This window comes from Candidatus Chloroploca mongolica, from assembly GCF_004762035.2.
GTDB classification, from domain to species: Bacteria; Chloroflexota; Chloroflexia; order Chloroflexales; family Chloroflexaceae; genus Chloroploca; species Chloroploca mongolica.
On record NZ_SIJK02000011.1, the window covers coordinates 1 to 19,240 of the forward strand.

The 19,240-nt window shown below is 57.8% G+C and carries 15 protein-coding genes and 1 tRNA gene; 10 read left to right on the forward strand and 6 right to left on the reverse strand.

What is annotated here, in order from left to right; genetic code table 11:
• The 4 genes from EYB53_RS07965 to EYB53_RS07980 form a co-directional block, all read right to left on the reverse strand.
• On the reverse strand, nt 1-970 hold a 970-nt coding region (locus tag EYB53_RS07965; protein WP_503827059.1), incomplete at its 3' end, for a S8 family serine peptidase.
• A gap of 390 nt (nt 971-1,360) precedes the next feature.
• The gene (locus tag EYB53_RS07970; RefSeq protein ID WP_135477681.1) at nt 1,361-2,935 is read right to left on the reverse strand and encodes a tRNA nucleotidyltransferase/poly(A) polymerase-related protein; all 1,575 of its coding nucleotides are present in this window, start codon (nt 2,933-2,935) and stop codon (nt 1,361-1,363) included.
• A 161-nt stretch (nt 2,936-3,096) separates the two neighbouring features.
• Nucleotides 3,097-3,870, reverse strand: coding sequence for a class I SAM-dependent DNA methyltransferase (locus EYB53_RS07975; RefSeq protein ID WP_135477682.1), 774 nt, complete (start codon nt 3,868-3,870; stop codon nt 3,097-3,099).
• Between the two features lie 3 nt (nt 3,871-3,873).
• Nucleotides 3,874-5,814, reverse strand: coding sequence for an ABC-F family ATP-binding cassette domain-containing protein (locus EYB53_RS07980; RefSeq protein ID WP_135477683.1), 1,941 nt, complete (start codon nt 5,812-5,814; stop codon nt 3,874-3,876).
• 254 nt (nt 5,815-6,068) lie between these two features.
• On the opposite strand from EYB53_RS07980, the gene EYB53_RS07985 reads away from it, so the two are divergent.
• From EYB53_RS07985 to EYB53_RS08005, 5 genes are all read left to right on the forward strand, one after another.
• Entirely contained in the window at nt 6,069-7,316 is a 1,248-nt protein-coding gene (locus tag EYB53_RS07985; RefSeq protein ID WP_254150965.1) for a TsoY family (seleno)protein, read from the forward strand.
• A gap of 160 nt (nt 7,317-7,476) precedes the next feature.
• A complete protein-coding gene (gene carA / locus EYB53_RS07990; protein WP_135477684.1) occupies nt 7,477-8,598 on the forward strand; it encodes a glutamine-hydrolyzing carbamoyl-phosphate synthase small subunit in 1,122 nt (373 codons plus the stop codon).
• Nucleotides 8,595-9,440, forward strand: coding sequence for a TRM11 family SAM-dependent methyltransferase (locus tag EYB53_RS07995; RefSeq protein WP_135477685.1), 846 nt, complete (start codon nt 8,595-8,597; stop codon nt 9,438-9,440). Before carA ends, EYB53_RS07995 begins: the two co-directional genes overlap by 4 nt.
• 104 nt (nt 9,441-9,544) lie before the next feature.
• Entirely contained in the window at nt 9,545-12,613 is a 3,069-nt protein-coding gene (locus EYB53_RS08000; protein ID WP_135477686.1) for a hypothetical protein, read from the forward strand.
• A 123-nt stretch (nt 12,614-12,736) separates the two neighbouring features.
• A complete protein-coding gene (locus EYB53_RS08005; RefSeq protein ID WP_135477687.1) occupies nt 12,737-13,240 on the forward strand; it encodes a glutathione peroxidase in 504 nt (167 codons plus the stop codon).
• Nucleotides 13,241-13,303: 63 nt separating this feature from the next.
• Here the strand turns inward: EYB53_RS08005 and EYB53_RS08010 are convergent, their stop codons facing one another.
• Complete coding sequence (locus EYB53_RS08010) at nt 13,304-13,570, reverse strand: hypothetical protein (protein ID WP_135477688.1); 267 nt, start codon at nt 13,568-13,570, stop codon at nt 13,304-13,306.
• A 177-nt stretch (nt 13,571-13,747) separates the two neighbouring features.
• On the opposite strand from EYB53_RS08010, the gene EYB53_RS08015 reads away from it, so the two are divergent.
• Nucleotides 13,748-14,329, forward strand: coding sequence for a DUF1997 domain-containing protein (locus tag EYB53_RS08015; protein WP_254150966.1), 582 nt, complete (start codon nt 13,748-13,750; stop codon nt 14,327-14,329).
• 77 nt (nt 14,330-14,406) lie between these two features.
• Here the strand turns inward: EYB53_RS08015 and EYB53_RS08020 are convergent, their stop codons facing one another.
• Nucleotides 14,407-14,745: an FHA domain-containing protein gene (locus EYB53_RS08020; protein WP_135477689.1), complete on the reverse strand. Its 339-nt coding sequence runs from the start codon at nt 14,743-14,745 to the stop codon at nt 14,407-14,409.
• Between the two features lie 145 nt (nt 14,746-14,890).
• On the opposite strand from EYB53_RS08020, the gene EYB53_RS08025 reads away from it, so the two are divergent.
• The 4 genes from EYB53_RS08025 (at nt 14,891) to ftsH (ending at nt 19,212) form a co-directional block, all read left to right on the forward strand.
• A tRNA-Met gene (locus EYB53_RS08025) sits at nt 14,891-14,965 on the forward strand.
• 48 nt (nt 14,966-15,013) lie between these two features.
• Nucleotides 15,014-16,435 carry a tRNA lysidine(34) synthetase TilS gene (tilS, locus tag EYB53_RS08030; protein WP_135477690.1) on the forward strand — a complete coding sequence of 474 codons (1,422 nt, stop codon included), beginning with the start codon at nt 15,014-15,016 and terminating at the stop codon, nt 16,433-16,435.
• A gap of 52 nt (nt 16,436-16,487) precedes the next feature.
• Entirely contained in the window at nt 16,488-17,030 is a 543-nt protein-coding gene (gene hpt / locus EYB53_RS08035) for a hypoxanthine phosphoribosyltransferase (RefSeq protein ID WP_135477691.1), read from the forward strand.
• A 244-nt stretch (nt 17,031-17,274) separates the two neighbouring features.
• Complete coding sequence (ftsH, locus tag EYB53_RS08040; RefSeq protein ID WP_135477692.1) at nt 17,275-19,212, forward strand: ATP-dependent zinc metalloprotease FtsH; 1,938 nt, start codon at nt 17,275-17,277, stop codon at nt 19,210-19,212.
• The last annotated feature ends 28 nt before the right edge of the window (nt 19,213-19,240 follow it).

Here is a 19,240-nt window from a genome sequence, read left to right on the forward strand (position 1 = left end):
CGATGATATCGGCGACGTGGGTGCCGTGGCCTTCAAAGTCAATCGGGTTGCTATCGGTGATAATGGTCGTATTGGTCGAACCATCAGGATTGAGAGAACCCCACTGCTCACCGAGCCAGTCAAAGCCACCCTTGATGCGCGGGGCCGCCGGGCCAAAGAGCGCCGGATCGGCGGGTTGCGCATAGGCACAATCAGGATCGTGGGCAGCTGCGCGATCACAATCAGGGCTATCGCCATAGTAGGCGGCTTCCCAGCCAGCCTCGGTTCCTGGGCCACCAAAAGCCAGGTGGCTAAAGTCAATCCCCGAGTCAATGACGGCAACTTTGACCCCAGCACCGGTGACATCCAGGCTTTGCAGCGTGCTGGCTCCGATGAAGGGCACCGTCTCGGTCAGGTCACGCGTGTAATTGCGCACATGCGAAAGCCGCTCGACGCCAGCAATCCGGCTCACGCGGCCAGCAAGGTTGGCCGGCATCTGCACGGCAAGGCCACTGCTGAGCGTGGTGAAACGATAGATCACCGTCCCGCCGAGGGCCTCGATCTCACTGCCGACCCGCGTCTGCACCTGGGCAATGCGGTTGGCATACGCAGCGCGCTGGGCACCGCTAATGCTCACCTGCTCGACCAAGGCGGGCATATCCAGATAGACCACGACATCGATCACCTCGTCGCCCATGGCTTCGAGGGTGGGAATGGTGGTGTCCTCGCCACGTTGGGCAGCCGGAATCACGGCACCACGAGGGGCGATCCGATCACGGGCAACCAGGCCAGCGATCAGCGCCGCGTCTTCAGGGGAGACGCGCTCATACAGGAATGCGTCGAGATCTGCCTCTGAGACGGGGACAATCCGTTCTGGCGCGGCGGTGAACGACCCGCTGCCCAGATTGCTTTGCGCAAACGTGAACGCAAAGCCCGACACTAGCATTGCCAAGGCCAGTGTGACCAACAACCAACGACCACGACCCAACATTCGTGCCTCCTTCAATATACCCAACGAGCCAGCATTGGCCGATGAGATCAGGGGATGGACCCTGTCAGGTGGTACAACTCTGCTGTTGCGACACTTGACCGGTCTGCGCGTTCACAATCCAGATGAATTCAGGCTGCAAGGAAAGGCTGATGAGCAGTACAATTCTACAACGTACTGACATCTGAAAATGTGGAGTATAGAAATGATTATGAGTGAGGAGGGTCGAAACCATATGTTTGATGCTTATGGGAAGCCGGTTGTCTATTGTACCATTACTTGGTTCATTTTGGAAGAGCTTTGTTTTTTCTGGGGGCCTGTGGCCCCCAGGTATTCTGCTTGTGTGTGCCAAAACAGCCAGCTTCGCTGGCTGTTTTGGCACACACAAGCAGTCTATATGTTCTGAGTGTCTGCTTCTGAACCCGCCGAGGCAAGCATGGCGCGTGCGAGTTCAAGTGCCTGGTCGCGGGTCGTGATTTCGCCCGCCGCTTGCGCTTCGGCGATAGCTTGGAGCAGTGTCCCGAGTTGTGGTCCCTGTTTTAGATTGCATGCAGCCATCAATTCATGGCCGTTGAGCAAAGGTTGGCGTTTTGTCATCGGGGGGGCATAGTAGTGTTGCAACAGCAGTTCAACCCAGGCCAGATGGGCCTGCCATCCTGCGGGATCGAGGTTTGGCCCTCGCGTTGCCAGGTGATCGGCGAGTTCATGGAGCAAGAGGTCAGGCCCGGCGTCGCCGAGGTCACGGAAGAGGCGGGCAACCGCACGCATGGTAAGAACCTCACTGGTGCGGAGTTGGCCGGGGCGCATGTGTTCGCGGATGATCAGCGTGACGTAGCGGCCATCCCGCCGACTCAGGCGCAAACGCCGCACGGCCAGTGCGGCGCGCTCGGCACCAAGACTCTGGTGTCCATAGAAGGTAACGGTGCCGTCGGGATGGGCGACACGGGTTAGTGGTTTGGCATTGTCGTGCAAGAGCGCGGCCAACTTGAGCAGCGCTGCACGGCGATAGTGACCTGCACCACAGGGGGTGCCAAGCAATGGGGCCAATGTTTCAGCAAAGGGCAAGTTGCGCGTTATGCCCGGGTGCGTCTGCACCGCAACGGGAAGCCAGGCAGGATCAGACTGATCATCGCTGGCAGCAGACCGGCGAACCGAGTCTTCACCAAACAAACCACTGAGCAACCAATCAAGGGCGGCGACTGTTTCCAGGCTATGGGCCAGGACAGGCAGAAAGTGGACAATCGGCTGACTACAGGTACGGGAGGCTTCGAGTTCGGGCAAAATGATGGTGAGCGCACCGCAGGCATCGAGGTAGTGCAACCAGGGTGCCGACACAGGGGCATCGAGCAATTTGAGCAACTCGTCGCTGATGCGTTCAGCGGCCACGGTTGCCAGCGCCGGGGCGGTGGCACGCATCAGTGGGAGCAAGGTTGCATGCGGTTGTACCCCGAGGCGCGCACAAAAGCGAGCGGCCCGGACAACACGCAATGGATCATCAGCAAGACTCGTCGGGCTACACGGACGGAGCAACCCGGCTTGTAGATCGGCGAGCCCCCCGGTTGGATCGAGCCAGGCCGCATCGGGTACGCCATCACCAAAAGTAGCAGTCGGCTGCTTCCAAAAGTCGAGGGGTAACGCCAATGCGTTGAGCGTAAAATCACGGAGTGCGAGATCTGCTTCGATGGTTGGCGCACGCAGACCTGCCAGATCGAGCGTGAGCGGCTGTGCCCCGGTGATGACGACCCGCCCAGTCGCCCGGGCTTCGTCAAGCCCGACAAACGAGGCCCCTCGCGCATCAGCATAGGCACGGGCAAGCTGATAGCCATCGGTTGCCACAGCAATATCCAGGTCAGTGGGAACCTCGCCGCGAGCGAGATCGCGGGCGGCCCCCCCGACGAGCCATGCCTCAACGCCTCGTGCGGCACAGAAATGGGCCAGTTCAGCAAGGTTTGTCTGTAGATCATGCATAGCGTTACCCGAGAGACGTCGTTCAGATGAAGCTTAGCCCCCTACGTGGTCATCTCGGCAGCATATCAGGAGTGCGCTTGCATCTTCTGCCGTCGTCGTCATGGTCTTCGAGAAATGAATCCGCTAGACAAGACCTCAGAGGTCTGTCAGACCTCTGAGGTCTAACGTTTGCAGGCATGATACACGATACGTGGCGCATCAGCCGGGGCTAGCTCCCAGCGAGGGGTGCGACGGGTGACGAGGGTCAGCCCAGCGGCAGCGAGGGCGGCCTCCACATCATTGTCTGACCAGGCGCGCTCGGTATGGGTTTCGCTCCCAGGCCACCAGCGCCCGGTATCGTCACGGACAAACCAGCCAATGTGGCCTGTCGCAAGGCGACGGTCTGGATCATAGTTGAGGCGATTATACACGAGGATACCCTGGTCATCATAGACGACCTGATCGCTTTCGGTCCAGGTCTTGAATTCGTGCTCGGTATTGAGGTCAAAAAAGAGATGACCGCCTGGCTTGAGTAGATAGCTAGCACTGGTCAAGACCTGAGCAAGCTCGTGATCAACTGTCAGATAGTTAAGACTATCATAGAGGCAGGTGATAAGTTCGAAGCTCGCAGGTTCCAGGGCTGCTTGATGCAGTAAAGGGCCTGCTGGTGGACTGGAAGGCAACGCACGCAGATCGGCCTCGATCAAGGTCACCGCAAAACCAGCTGCCCGGGCACGGGCGTGAGCGAAGGCAAGCATCTGGGGCGAGCGGTCAACGCCGACGGTTCTGAGCCCGGCGGCAGCAAAGACGAAGGCAGCCGCCCCCGTCCCACAGGCAAGATCAAGCACCCGTCTGGGCCTGTGGGGCAACGCTGCCAGAATGCGCTCGGCAAGGGTCGCAGCAAAAGCGGCCTGGCCGATCGCATCATAGATAGATGCGTAGTCATGGTAGATCACGGCTTAGGCGGCGAGTTGCTCCCACTGGGCATATTTGGCGGCAAGTAGCGTCTCAAGCTCGGCGTATTGCGTGCCAAGGTCGGTGATCTGCTTGATATTCTGGGCCGTACTAGCGGCTTCTAGCTCGATTTTGAGCCGCTCAAGCTCTTGTTCGAGCAGGGCAACTTCTTGTTCGAGCAGGGCAAGACGCCGCTTACGCTGACGTTCTTCGGGATTCTGGCGAAGGGGCTCGGGCCGGGACGCTTGCGCCGTCGGCGAAGCGCTGGGCAACTCGGCTTCCCGTGGTTCGGGTTCCCGAGGCGCCCGGGCCGCTTCAGCTTCACGGCTCGTGACAAAATCGGTATAACCACCGATATATTCCCGGGCACGGCCCTGGTCTACGAACCAGATCTTATCGGCGAGCGCATCAATGAAATAGCGGTCGTGTGAGACAAAGAGGATCGAACCGGGATATTCTTTGAGCACCCCCTCAAGCGCTTCACGGGCACCGATATCGAGGTGATTGGTTGGCTCGTCGAGGATCAGCAAATTGCCAGGCAGCAACGTCAATTGGGCCAGCGCCACCCGCGAGCGTTCGCCGCCGCTCAGGTCGCCGACCCGCTTGAAGACATCATCGCCACTGAAGAGGAAACGACCAAGAAGATTGCGGGCGGCAGGCTCCCCTAGGTTTGGCCGAACCCTGGTCAATTCTTCAATCACGGTCGCATTCCAATCGAGCACATCGTGGCCTTGCGCATAGTAGCCAGGGTGAACCTGGTGGCCGAGCCGTGGATGCCCCTGGAGGGGCTTGAGTTCATTGAGGATTGTGCGCAACAACGTCGTCTTGCCGCTGCCATTGGGACCAAGCAGCGCGACCCGGTCGCCACGATGTATCGCCAGATCATCGGCGCGGAGCAAGACGCGCGGATCAGAGACACTGGTGCGGTCGCCAGGGTACCCAATCACCAGGTTATCGAGGGCAAGCACAAGTTCACCGCTGCGCAACTGCGTATCGAGGAAGAGACGCAATTTGGCCTGATCCTTCGGGCGTTGCACCAGACTATCACGCTTGAGCCGATCGAGGCGTTTCTCACGGCCTTTCGCCTCGCGGGCACGCTGACCAGCCTTGTAGCGCCGGATAAAATCCTCGGTTTTGGCGATGTAATCCTGCTGCGCCTGAAACTCCTTGAGGCGTCGCTCCATCCGTTCAGCCTTGAGTTCCAGATATTTATTGTAGGCGGCAGGGTATTCTTCGAGACGACCGGCATCAATTTCGAGCGTGCGTTTCGTCACTCGATCAAGGAAATAGCGATCGTGCGAAATAACGATGAGCGTACCGTCCCAATTGCGAAGAAACTGCTCGAGCCACTCGAGCGCTTGCATATCGAGGTGATTGGTCGGCTCATCGAGGAGCAACAGATCAGGATCCGAAAGCAGCGTGGCCGCGAGGGCCGCACGGGTCTTCTGCCCACCAGAAAACTGACTGAGGCGCTGTTGGTGCTGAGCCTCGTGAAAGCCCAGGCCCTGGAGGGTTCGTTTGATGCGCGGCTCGATCTCATAGCCGCCGCCGTGCTCAAAGCGTGCGCTCAACTCACCATACGCTTCCATTGCCTCGGCCCAACCGGGGGCATCGGTCACGGCAATGACTGGCTCGAGCGCAAGCATCTCGGCCTGCAGATCGGCCAGATTGCTCAGCGCTGCCTCCATCTCTTCCCAGAGCGTTCGGTCACCTTGAAAGCGCACCTCTTGGGCCAGATAGGCCACACGCAAGCCACGTGCAGCGGCGACCTGGCCGCTATCGGGTGCCTCGAGACCAGCAATGATTTTGAGCAACGTACTCTTGCCGGCACCATTAACACCAACAAGGGCTACTTTATCACCACGGGCAACCTGAAAACTCAGATCCCGAAAGATCTGCTCGGCTCCATAATACTTGCCCAGATTGCCAACACTTAACAACGTCATAGCACGCCTAAAAACTTCCTCGTACGGATACAATCACCATCACTCATCATTATACCATTGCCCGTGCCAAACACCGGCCTTTGCCCCATGCCACTCGGCCTTCTGCGCTGGTTCGGCGAGCTTGCTCGCCGAACCAGCGCAGAAGGTCTACAAACCCTGTAACCTTTTTGTGCAACGCTGCATCATATCAGCAAAGAAGCGTGCAAAGCGCACAACTGGAAACAAAACGTCTCGATTCTAGGAGGATGGTCTGTATGTTGAATGTTGCACAACGTTGGTTTGGTCTGCGGCGGGATCTTGGTGAGCGCTATTCACCCCTCTATTTTCTGGCCTCGCTGGGGAACGGAGGCATGGCGGTTGCGTTTTTCATTTATCTGAACTTTATGGTACCGCATCCCCAGACGCCGATTGTCACCTTCGATAGCATTGCGGCGTTCTTGAGTGGTGCTGGTGGCGTACAGAGCTTCCTGGTCTTCTTGGGCATGGCAGCCATTCTCTTCTTTGCCTTCCGCCATTTGCGCCTGCTCTTCTGGAATTTGCGCGAGTACGCAGCGTTTCGCCGTACACCGGCCTACGAGCGGATGTTGAACAACAACAGCGCCGTCGCGACCATGGCCTTGCCGTTGACGTTGGGCATGACGGTGAACGTGCTCTTTGCGACCGGGGCCGTCTTTGTGCCGGGTCTCTGGAACATTGTCGAGTATCTCTTCCCCTTCTCCTTGACCGCTCTGCTCCTGGTTGGCATTCTGGCCCTGCGGATCTTCATGAACTACTTTGGCCGGATGCTGATGGCAGGCAACTTTGATTACGACAAGAACAACAGCTTTAGCCAGCTTCAGGCGGCGATGGCCTTCTCAATGGTAGCCGTTGGTCTGGCTGCACCTGCCGCAATGAGTGGCAACAAGATCACGATTACGGTCAGCATTCTTGCTGCGATGCTCTTCCTTGGTGCCGCCGTCTTGATTGGCCTGCCCAAGATGATCCTCGGCCTGCGTGGGATGCTGCTGAACGGTCTGAACCTCGAAGCCGGCGCAAGTCTCTGGATCCCCATTCCAATCCTGACACTGGCGGGGATCGCCCTGCTGCGCATCAGCCACGGTCTGCATCACGGCTTTGGCCTGCACACCACCGAGCCGGGGATGATGTTCTTGCTAACGGGCTCGATCCTGATGTTGCAGTTGAACTTTGCAGTGGGTGGTTTCATTGTCCTGCACAAAGTCGGCTACTTCCGCACCTACCTGATGGGCGAAGGCCGCAGCCCGGCGAGCTATGCGCTGATCTGCCCCGGTGTCGCCCTCTTCGTCTTCGGAATGTTCTTCTTGCACGTTGGTTTAGTACAGAACGGCGTTGTTGACAAGTTCTCGTTTGGCTACTATGCCGTGCTTGCACCGCTGGTTGCCATCCAGATCGTCACAATTGCCTCAATTTTCCAACTGGATAGCAAACTCATTCGGCCTGAGGCCGAGGTTGCCCCAGCGGTTGATCCGGTCGCAGCGCGATAATCGGTGAAGTACCATAGTTGCTTCGTGACGAACAAGCAAGCCAGTTTAGCTGGCTTGCTTGTTCGTCACGAAGCGAAATGATTCTTTGGTCATGTTACAATAGGTTCCATCTGAGGTCGTCGTGGGTACGAACCTGGTAAATATATAGATCACAACACCTATGGACGCTGTGCTTGTGCTTGAGGATGGACGAGTGTTTCCGGGGCGTTCGTTTGGGGCGACCGGTGAACGCATTGGTGAGGTTGTTTTTCATACGGGGATGACTGGCTATCAGGAGATCCTGACTGATCCGTCGTATAGCGGGCAGTTGGTGACGATGACGGCCCCCCATATTGGCAATACTGGGGTGAATGATTTTGATCCCGAGTCGTTCAAGCCTCAGGTGGCTGGTTTCATTGTCCGTGCCTATAGCGAGGATTATAGTTCGTGGCGTGCCCGCGGCAGCCTGGCGCAGTTGCTGCGTGACCACCAGATTGTGGCGATTGCCGAGATTGATACACGCGCCCTGACGCGCCATATCCGTACGGCAGGGGCCATGCGTGGCATTATTTCAACCACTGGTGAGGCGGTGGCAACCCTGCTCGCCAAGACCCGCCAGGCCCCCTCTATGGAAGGCCTCGATCTGACGAGGGTGGTGACCTGCGATGAGTCCTATGGTTGGAGTGAAGGGTCGGCCCCGTTTGGGCCAGATTATGGCACGACACTGCTGCCACCTCTGACTCGCCATGTGGTCGCGTATGATTTCGGGCTCAAGCGCACCATTCTGCGCCGCCTGGCCGATCACGGCTGTCGGGTTACGGTTGTTCCGGCGCAGACTCCGGCCAGCGAGGTGCTGGCGATGCTGCCTGATGGGGTCTTCTATTCCAATGGGCCGGGTGATCCTGCAGCGGCGGCCTATGCGGTCGAGACGCTGCGTGAATTGCTTGGCAAGGTGCCCGTCTTTGGTATTTGTCTGGGGCATCAGTTGATGGGCTTGGCGCTCGGCGGGCGTACCTACAAGCTTCCGTTTGGGCATCACGGGGCCAATCATCCCGTACGCTATCTGCCCACCGGGCGGGTCGAGATTACGTCGCAAAACCATGGGTTTGCCGTCGACCCCGACAGTCTGCCAGCCGAGGTGGAGATTACGCATATTAATTTGAATGATCAGACGGTCGAAGGGCTGCGCCATCCTGGCCTGCGCTGTTTCAGTGTGCAGTACCATCCCGAAGCCGGGCCCGGCCCGCACGATGCAACCTACCTCTTCCGCGACTTTGTCAACATGATGGAGGCCAAAGGTTGACCGAGCCGCCAGAGGGCGACGTTGATCCGCGGAACCGCCTGAATGAATTGACGGGCCGCGAGTGGGTCTATGCGTTGCGCTCGGTGATCAGTACGGCGTATCCAACCAGCGGACCCGAGAGCTATGCCCACGATCTGCGGCGGAAGCATCCGTCGCCCAAGCCACCGCAGTTGCTGGCCGAACTGGTGCGGTTTTTTACACGACGTGATGGGCGCGTGCTTGATCCATTTGCCGGTGTGGGGGGTACCTTGCTCGCCTGTTCCCTCGAAGGACGGCAGGCGGTAGGAGTCGACCTGGAACCACGGTATGGCGCGATCTACCAGGCGGTCTGTGAACGTCTCGGTCTTGCCCCACAACCCTACCTGATTGGGGATGCCCGGCATCTGACGAGCATCCCCGAGGTACAGGCCGCACCGTTTGATCTGATCCTGACTGATCCGCCATACGCCGCGATGCAGGCCCGTGCGAAGACCGGGGAGCGCAAAAAACGGGGGCAAGGTGCCGCAACACCCTTTACGCATTCACCGGACGATCTGGGCAACCTCGCGTACAACGCCTTCCTCGACGCCTTGCACGACATCGTGGCTGCGGCCCTTACCCTGCTCAAACCCCGAGGGCACCTCGTCCTCTTCACCAAAGATCTCCAACCAACCGCCGAACACCACAACATGCTGCATGCCGACATTGTTGCCAGGCTGCGCCAGCTCCCAGAGCTAGAATACCGTGGCTACCGCATCTGGCACGACCAGAGCATGAACCTCTACCCGTTTGGGTATCCCTTTGCTTTTGTTGCCAACCAGCAACATCAGTTTATTTTGATCTTTCGCTATCTCCCAGTGTAGCGGCGAAGCCCCTGCCTCAAAGAGTTTGACGCAAAGGCGCAGAGGCGCAAAGGTTTGATGCATTGATGGCGTGATGCGTTCCCAGCGTGGATGAAAGGTCTGTCATGCTGATATTGCAAGCGCTGCTTTTTAGTGCCGTGCAGTGCTGCCTTCTGATCTTCTGCGGTCTTGGCCTGGCGATGCTGGTGTTGCCAGCATCGTTGCGTGACCATGAAATGACCCTGGCGCCTGCGTTCGGGCTGGCGTTTCTGGCGATCATTGGGTTCTATGGGACAATCACTGGTTTTACGTTGCGCATGATCCTGCCGGTCGCGCTGCTCGTTAGTGGCGGTTTACTCGTTAGCGCAATGATGACCCGGAAGCACAAACGGCTTCCAGGAATCTTGCCAGCAGGTGAGCTACTGCCCTTGCTTGGGATCAGCGTGATGTGCTGGCTGCTCTGTGTTGCGCCTGCATTGGCTTTTGGCCGTTTGATGTCGTTTGGCTATGGGCTCGATGTTGAATTTTATATGTCGCTGGCGGCTTATCTCAAAGAGTATAGCTATCCGACGCTGGCCACCGCCCCGGCTGGCCCGCTCCGTTCATTGCTGCTGAATCAGCCCATTCATCTGATCGCGTTTGGCGCAACCTATGCCCAGGGTATGGCCGATCTTGCTGGGGGATGGGAGAGTTGGGATAGCTGGGTGCCGTTCCAGGCTACCCTGCGGAGCGTTGGGTTGCTGGCGCTCTATGCGTTGCTGCGAGGGGCACTCGGTGTGCAGCGAGCAGGTGCGTTGCTGGGGGTGGCCTTGACTGCCCTGAGTAGTCTATTGCTCTGGCTTACGTATAACAATTTTAGCGCGAGCCTCGCTGCGCTGGCTGTATTGCCCGCAGCGCTTGCCGTGACGCTGCTGGCCCTGCAAGAGGGGGGCAAGCGAACAATCGTTGGGGCTGGTTTGTTGATGGGCGGGCTCACCTGTCTCTATTGGCCGATCCTGACGGCTTTTGGTGCGCTGGGGCTAGGGCTGGGGCTTGCAGCGCTCATTGCCCGTCGCGATGCGCCTGGAGCAATCGTGATGCGCGGCGTTGCATTGCTGACGCTTGGCGGGATCATTGGGCTGGTGCCAAATCTGCGTGCACCCGAGGCTTTCCCTGGGATGTTTGAGGCGGAAGCCCCGTTTATGGGCATCGACTTTCTTGTGCCGCCCCCTGTGCTGGCTGGCTGGCTGCGTTTTACCCATCCCGAGCCAAGCGATCCGACGGGTACTGAGGTATGGCTAGGCTGGCTGGCCCTGGCCGCAGGCGCACTGCTGCTTGGGCGCGGTGTCTGGCGTGGGACAACGCAGCGTGGGGCAACGCTTGGACTCGCCCTATGCGCGCTGATCTATCTGCTGGGGTTGCGTTTTGTGGTCGCCTATCCGTATGGCTACTTTCGCGGGGCCAGCTATATGGCCCCACTGCTGCTTGGGTTGGCCGGGGCCGGCATTGGTGCAACTGGTGCCGCAGTCGGTCAGCGCCGGATCGTCCAGGTCGTCGGTGCGATGTTAGCGCTGGTTGTGCTTGTAGCAAGCATCACGGCTAGCCTGGGGACAACACGAACGTATGCGAGTGGGCCACGGGGCTATAGCCTTGCGACTGATGATCTGCGCCATCTTGCGACCGATCTCGTGCAACCTGGCCCGGTCTTCTTCTCACCCGCCGCAGCTACCGCACTCTGCGGCACGACGCAGGGTGCCTGGGCCTACTGGTTACGTGATCGTCCGCTGGAGGGATTCGTGCGGGGGACTTTTGCCTCAAGTGACAATCCACGCGGCGCGGCAATGCCCGCCTACGCGATTCTGCTGCATGACGAAAACCCGCTCGACCACGGCTTTGCGACCCAGGCCCTCTGGCGCGATGAGTTGGTCGCTGTCTATCCTGCCCCCGCTGAACGCATCGCCTGGTTAAGCGGACTGAGGCCTTATCACGTCGCACCCGCCTGCCCCGCAACCGTGACGAATCGCTTCCGCGCCAGCCACGGGCTGGGAGCGTATATAGCTGCGACACCTGAAGAGCCTCTAGCAATCTATGCAACTGCTGAGAGCTTGAGCCTTGCCCCGGTCTCTGATCTCACACCAGCCAAGAACAACCTCGAACTGGCGCTTGTCTCGTTGATCACCCAGACCATCGATCTCACGATAGGCAACGAAACGCAGCGTCTTAACCTCACGCCCGGGCTGAACATTTATCAGACCGGCACCATATCAGTGCCAGTGCGCGTTGTCTTGCAACCAGCCGCTGAACCCGTGCAGATGCACTGGGCCGCCCTCGAAAAGAGCACGCTCAAAAGCCCTAGCCTCGAACCCGCCCGCAACCGGCTCATCCTTGATGTCACGACCAGCACGAGCCCGCTTGAGACCGAGGCAGAGATTGATCTGCGCATACGTAATCAGAGCACGCAGCAGTTACGGCTTGCCATCGAGATCTACGAAGAAGTCACCGGCTACCGTGGCATCCCAGGACATTACGCCGGCACAACAATGACCCTGCCCGCTGATGGCGACTACCAGCTGCGCCTTGATCTCCAGACCCCGGCGGCGGATCTCGATGGCACAGATATCGATCTGCAAGCCATTGACCTGCGCGACGGGCAATACTTCGCCAGTCTCTGGGTGTACCAGGGCGAACAGATACGCCGGTTCATTCCGCTCGCTGCCTTTGCGCGGCGCAATGGCCTGGTCGAAGATATCGAACCACTGAGTGCCAATACGGTAGCGGTAACGATTGACCCACCCGCGCAGACGCTTGAAGCCACCTTTGGCGCGCTTGCCTCGCTGGAAGGCTACGAACTGAGTGCAGAACGGCTGCGTGGTGGCGACAACCTGCGGCTCAGCTTGCTCTGGCGGGCCGAGGCACCGGCAACGCAACCCTACCTCGTCTTTGTGCAACTGCTTGATGCCAACGAGCAAAAAATTGCCCAATGGGATGGGTTGGCAGGTGGCGACTGGCGACCAATCAGCGTATGGCAACCGGGCGAACGACTCTGGCAAGACATACCCCTGACAATCGCACCGGATGCACCACCGGGTCGTTATCGTGTTGGCATCGGATTGTATGATCCGGGAACGGGTGAACGGCTTGCGCTTGGCAACAACGGCGACATGCTAACCCTGACTGAGGTAGAGGTGATCGATGCATCTGCTCTGCCACAGTGATACGTTCATGCTCTGTTGCCAGAATTGTAAAGATGATGTATAGTGTATGCACAGGTATTGCACAATATCTTCGCAGATACGTTATCGTGAAAAATAGTGAATAGAGAGAAAGAAGAAACACCCATGCAGATTTACGATTTTGAAGCACCGTTGTTGGACAACACCCCACAGTCGCTCGCCGCGTATCGTGGCAAAGTGGTCTTAATTGTCAACGTCGCCAGCAAATGTGGTTTTGCGCCGCAATACGCTGGGCTCGAGGCGCTGTATGAGCGGTATAAAGATGATGGCCTGGTCATCCTCGGCTTTCCGTGCAACCAGTTTGGCTTTCAAGAGCCAGGCAACGCCGAAGATATCCAACAGTTCTGTTCAATGACCTATGGCGTCAACTTTCCGATTTTTGCCAAAGTTGACGTGAATGGCCCAACGACCCATCCGCTCTACGACTACCTCAAGCGTGCCCAACCTGGCTTTCTTGGGAGCGAGGCGATCAAATGGAACTTCACCAAATTCCTGATTGATCGTAACGGAACCGTCCGGCGGCGTTATGCCCCGACTGACACCCCCGAAGCGATTGAGCGCGATCTTATCGGCCTCCTCAAAGCCCAGGCCCCCGAAGCCGTGCTATAGATGCTAGAGGGCAACGCAAAACGGCCAGCATTGCTGGCCGTTTTGTGTTGCCCTCTCCAAAACTTACCCCTTGACGCGACGCATGATCGCATCAACATCAAGGCCAGCCTGTTTCGCAAGACGGATCTGCTCAAGCAGACGTGCTTCAGCTTCAGCTTTGCGCGTCTCGGCATCAGTGAGGCGCCGTCGGTCGTCATCAGCTATGAGCAGGCGATCTTCGCGTGCCTGCTCTTCAGTCCACTTCCACGCTTGCTCAAAAAAGAGGCCAGTTTCACGAAAGAGTAGCGTAAAGATCCCGGTATTATTCTCACCGACCGGACGATTGCTCATAAGACGCTCCTTGAAATCAAGCTCCGCTGCTCCTATTGTATGACGTGGGAGGCAAAAAGTCAACGCAAAGAACGCGACCGGTTGTGAAACCACACCACTCCTTTATATTGCATTTGGGTAGATGTAATGCTATAATCCAGCGAGCGAAGGTTTGCATATATGAAATGGGGGGCAGCAATGAGGGCATTGCACCAGTTTCGCTCACCGATGGCTCAGACGGGAGCGAGGCGCTATATCGATCTCGGTGGGCAAGCGGTTCACATCTTTCAATTTGCTGCACCTGTCGATCTGGCGTATGAATACTTCTGCGATGTCCCAGCCGTCTTCGAACTCTTGCCCGATGCCCTGAGCTGTTATCCCTATGCGCCAGACCGCTATCGTTTGATCGTCGGAGCAACTGACGGGCATGGGCACAATATGGCGGCGGTCTTTGATCTTTACGCGCATCACGAGCCTGGCAAAGCTATCCGGATCCATCCAGCTAAGGATGGTCCTCCCCTTTCCGCCGACGAGGGCCTGTTCCACGGCTCACTCTCGGCCGATGCGTTCTTTCGTCCGGGGCGTGATTGCACCCTCATTGAGTATGCCGTTGAGATTGACATGTCGATCCCGGTGCCCAATGTGCTGCGAATGATGCCAACGGCGTTGCTTCAGTCGATCGGCGAACGCACGATGTCCTTCAAGATGACCCAGATGATCAATGGGTTCACCCGTGGTATTAGCAATGATTTCCATCTCTGGGCCAATGGGGTAGTCTAAACGAACTCACGGCTCCTGGGATGAAGAAGCGGCGCGAGAACCAGGTTCTCGCGCCGCTTCTTCATCTCACGCATTCGTTACCAGCGCGAGTTGCCACCAACCTGACGCTCAGCAAGGCTTTCAAGCGAAGCTTTGAAGGTCACCGTGCCAATGGTGATCAGGCTTCCTTCTTCGATGCGTTGTTGGGACGTGACCGGTTCGCCATTGACAAAGACGGTTGCCCGAGGATCAAGCGGCACAATAAACCAGCGATCAAGGATCGTCCGTAACTCGGCATGAAGGGGCAAAATGAGGCGATCCAGCAAGATCATGTTACATCCCGGGGTAGAGCCGATAATAGTACTACGACCAGTTACAACGGTTGTTTCGCCAACACGTGAGCCTGAAACGCCAAGCAATGCGAGTGCGCGTGCCATGTGACTCTACCTTTTTCTACCAGATGGGGATTTTTGTTATGGATCTTTAACTACTATAGTACTGGCGTGTGCTGATGTCAAGATGGAACGAAGGAGCGAACTTTGTTGACGCTTATTGGTGCGCATGGTACAATGTCGAGCGCTGGTCGGGGTAGCTCAGCGGTAGAGCAAACGGCTCATAATCGTTAGGTCGCGGGTTCAAATCCCGCCCCCGACACCACCAAGACGATGGAACGTAGGTACGTTCCATCGTTTTCATCTTTAGCCTATGCACGAGGCGCTCCTTTATCATGTACGCACGGTGTTGCGTCGGTACCACCTCGACCATCCTGAGGTTCTGCTGCTCGTCGCTGTGTCGGGTGGCCCCGATTCGCTGGTCTTATTGCACCTGCTGACCAAGTTGCGTGCGCAGGGCGGCTCGCAGCTCCATGTTGCCCATCTTGATCACGGGATTCGCCCTGAGGCTGCCGCCGAGGCTCAGTATGTTGCGACGCTTGCCGCAACCTGGGGCGTGCCCGCAACCTTTGCCCGCCGCGATGTGCCAGCCCTCGCCAAGGCCCACGCCGAGGGTTTGCCTGCGGCTGCACGCCGTGCCCGCTATCACTTTCTGGCCTCAACAGCGATGGAGATCGGGGCAGGCGCGGTTGTTGTCGCCCATCAAGCCGACGATCAGGCCGAAACGGTCTTGCTCCACCTGCTCCGTGGGGCCGGTCTCGCCGGGTTGCGCGGAATGCGCGAAGCGGTTCCCTGGGATGAATGGGCCCCCTCTGAGCTCTCACGTTCCACGCAGGACGCTCCGGCGCTCCTCCGCCCTCTGCTTGCTATTCCTCGTGAACAACTCCTCGCCTACGCGACCCACCAGGGCCTCGAACCGGTTGATGATCCGAGTAACCGCGCTGAACGCTATGCCCGTACGCGGATCCGCCAGTTGTTGCCGATCCTTGCCAACGAGAATCCCCAACTTGTCGCCGCCCTCGGGCGTACCGCGCGGGTCGTCGCTGATGATTATGCCTTTATCCAGAGCCAGCTTGATCACGTCTGGCCTGATCTCGCCACGGTACGTGCAGGTTTCGTCGCCTTGCAACGCGAGCGCTTGCTTAACCTGCCTCTGGCCTTGCAACGCCAGGCCCTGCGTCGTGCCGCCGAACACCTTGGGGTCACTGATCTCAGCCTGACGCTGATCGAGACAGCGCGTGAGGCCATGTACCACGTCGGACGTCAGTTCCAACTTGGGCATGCGCTCGCGCTTGAGGTGGAATATGCCACCCTGCTGCTCTCTCAACCGGGATATCAACAACTTGCTGATGTTCCCCAATTGAGCAACGATGAAATCCACTTGCCGATCCCGGGTGTGGTCGAATTGGGCAACGGGTGGTGGTGCTTTGTCCAGGAAGAACCGCCCGCTGAACCAGATGCGTGGTGGGTAGCCCTGGATGCTGACCGGCTCGCTGGATCACTCATCCTGCGCCGTCGACGCGCCGGGGATCGGTTTCGTCCCGTCGGTGGGCCGGGCAGCCGGAAAGTGCAAGATTTTATGGTTGACCGCAAACTGCCGCGCCGTCTGCGGGATGGCTGGCCGCTCCTCGTTACTCCGACAGCAATTGTTTGGCTTGCCGGGATGCGTGCTGATGAACGCTTTCTTGCCAGCCCAACGACTCAGCGTACAATATGGGTAGGGCTTGTTTCATAACGGATACGCAGGTTTCCCGGCCAGGGAATGCCGGGGTGAGAAGAGGAGTTCAATGCGCGACGACATTGCTAGAGTCTTGATTCCATCCGATCAGATCCAGTCACGGGTTCATGAGTTGGCAAGGCAGATTACTCAGGATTATGCCGAGTGTGACACCCTCTTGCTGGTGGGGGTGCTCAAGGGATGTGCGACCTTTATGGTGGATCTGGCACGTTCCATTGACCTGCCCCTGGCGATAGACTATATTGCCATTGCGAGCTATGGTGCCAGCACCGAGTCGAGTGGCGTTGTTCGGATGATCAAGGATCTCGAGACGGATATTGCCGGTCGCCATATCTTGATTGTCGAAGATATTATTGATAGTGGTCTGACCCTTGCCTATTTGTGTGCCCAACTTCAGCGGCGGAACCCCGCCAGTCTGCGTATCTGTACCCTGCTCAATAAGCCTGAACGCCGCAAAGCCGAGGTCAAGGTTGATTATCTGGGCTTCGATATCCCCAATGAGTTTGTGGTTGGCTATGGCCTGGATTATGCTGAACGCTACCGCAATCTCCCTTATATCGGCATTCTTCGCCCCGAAATCTATGCCGAGTGATCTAGATTACAAATATGGTGTGATCTGGTTCCCTTGAAGCAGGGGCATCACTCTGTTATACTGCAATATACGTTCACAATGCCTCCGGTTAGGGTGTTGGGGCCTGCGGCTCCCAAAAATCGTGCTGTCGTTGGTCAAAAATGTCGGCTGTGCTGGCATTTTTGACCAACGACAACACGGGTTTTAAAGACTCCCGAGCTGGCACGGAGAGAGCACAGAGCTTTTGGAAGGGTAGAAGTAACATATGGGTGACAATCGCTGGCTGAAAAATAGTTTTGTCTATCTGATCATTCTGGTCGCGGCTCTCGCACTCTTCTTTCAGTATTTTGGTGGCTCAACAACCCAGAATAATGAAAAAGGTATCGCCGAAGTCATTACTGATATCGAGGCCGGGCGCGTTGCAACAATTCAAGCCCAGGCCGGTGATGAGCAGATCATTGTCCAATATCGTGATGGAAGTGAGTATCGCTCGCGCCTTGAGACGGGCGATAGTGTGATGTCGCTGTTGGCAAGCTATGGTATTCCTTTGAATAGCAATGATGGCGGGCCGGTGAGTGTTCAGGTTGCACCTGCACCAGCATGGGGTGGTCTGCTGAGCATATTTACAATCCTGTTGCCAACCTTGCTGCTGATTGGGTTCTTTGTCTTCTTTATGCGCCAGGCGCAGGGTTCGAATAATCAGGCGATGTCGTTTGGCAAGAGCCGCGCACGCATGTTTGCCGGTGATAAGCCAACGGTGACCTTTGCCGATGTCGCCGGACAGGAAGAGGCCAAACAGGATCTGACCGAGATTGTCGAGTTCCTGAAGTTCCCTGATAAGTTTGCCGCCCTCGGTGCCCGCATTCCGCGTGGCGTGCTGATGGTGGGTCCTCCCGGGACAGGCAAGACGCTCTTGTCGCGTGCGGTCGCCGGTGAGGCCGGGGTGCCTTTCTTTAGCATCTCTGGTTCTGAGTTTGTCGAGATGTTTGTTGGTGTTGGTGCGTCGCGTGTGCGCGATCTCTTCGATCAGGCCAAGCGCAATGCGCCGTGTATCGTCTTTATTGATGAAATTGATGCGGTTGGCCGTCAGCGTGGGGCCGGGCTCGGTGGTTCGCACGATGAGCGCGAACAGACGCTCAACCAGATCCTGGTCGAGATGGATGGCTTCGATACCAATACCAATGTGATTGTGGTCGCCGCCACCAACCGGCCCGACGTGCTCGATCCGGCGTTGATTCGGCCCGGTCGGTTTGACCGTCAGGTTGTGCTCGATGCGCCCGATGTCCGTGGCCGCATTGATATCCTCAAGGTGCATACCAAGGGCAAGCCCCTGGCTGATGATATCAACATGGAGATCATTGCCCGTCTGACGCCTGGCTTCTCGGGCGCTGACCTGATGAATGCGGTCAATGAGGCCGCGATTCTGGCCGCCCGGCGCTCGAAGAAGAAGATCGGGATGTCTGAACTTCAAGACTCGATCGAGCGTGTCGCCCTCGGTGGCCCCGAGCGTCGCTCACGGGTGATGACTGACCGCAAAAAACTGGTGGTTGCTTACCACGAGTCAGGGCACGCGATTACCGGTGGTGCTATGCCCCGCGCCAATCGCCTCCAGAAGGTGACGATTATCCCGCGTGGTCGCGCCGGTGGGTACGCCCTCTTCTTGCCCGATGAGGATAACCTTGGCCTGCAGAGCCTGGCCTACTTCAAGGCCGATATGGTTGTGGCCATGGGCGGTCGTGCCGCGGAAGAGATTATCTTTGGGCCAGAAGAGATTACGACGGGGGCGTCGGCTGACCTGGTCAGTGTGACCCGCACCGCTCGCTCGATGGTTACACGGTATGGCATGAGTAGTAAGCTCGGGCCAATCGTCTTTGGCGAGAAGGAAGAGTTGATCTTCCTCGGTCGCGAGATTAGCGAGCAGCGCAACTATGGTGATGAGGTTGCCCGTCAGATCGACTCGGAAGTACATCGCCTGGCGACCGAAGCCTACGAGACGGCCTATCAGGTTCTGATCAATAACCGTGATGTGCTCGACGATATGGCGAATGCCTTGCTCGAATTCGAGACGGTCGAAGGCGAACAACTCGCTGAGTTGATGAGCCGGGTCAAGCCAATGGTGATTGATATGACCCGTCAGAATGGCACCCGGCAGCAAAATACACCTTCGCTGCCACCACCTGCGTCAGGGACGTTGCCCGCGTAACGTCTCGCAGAAACACTAACGCAAAGGG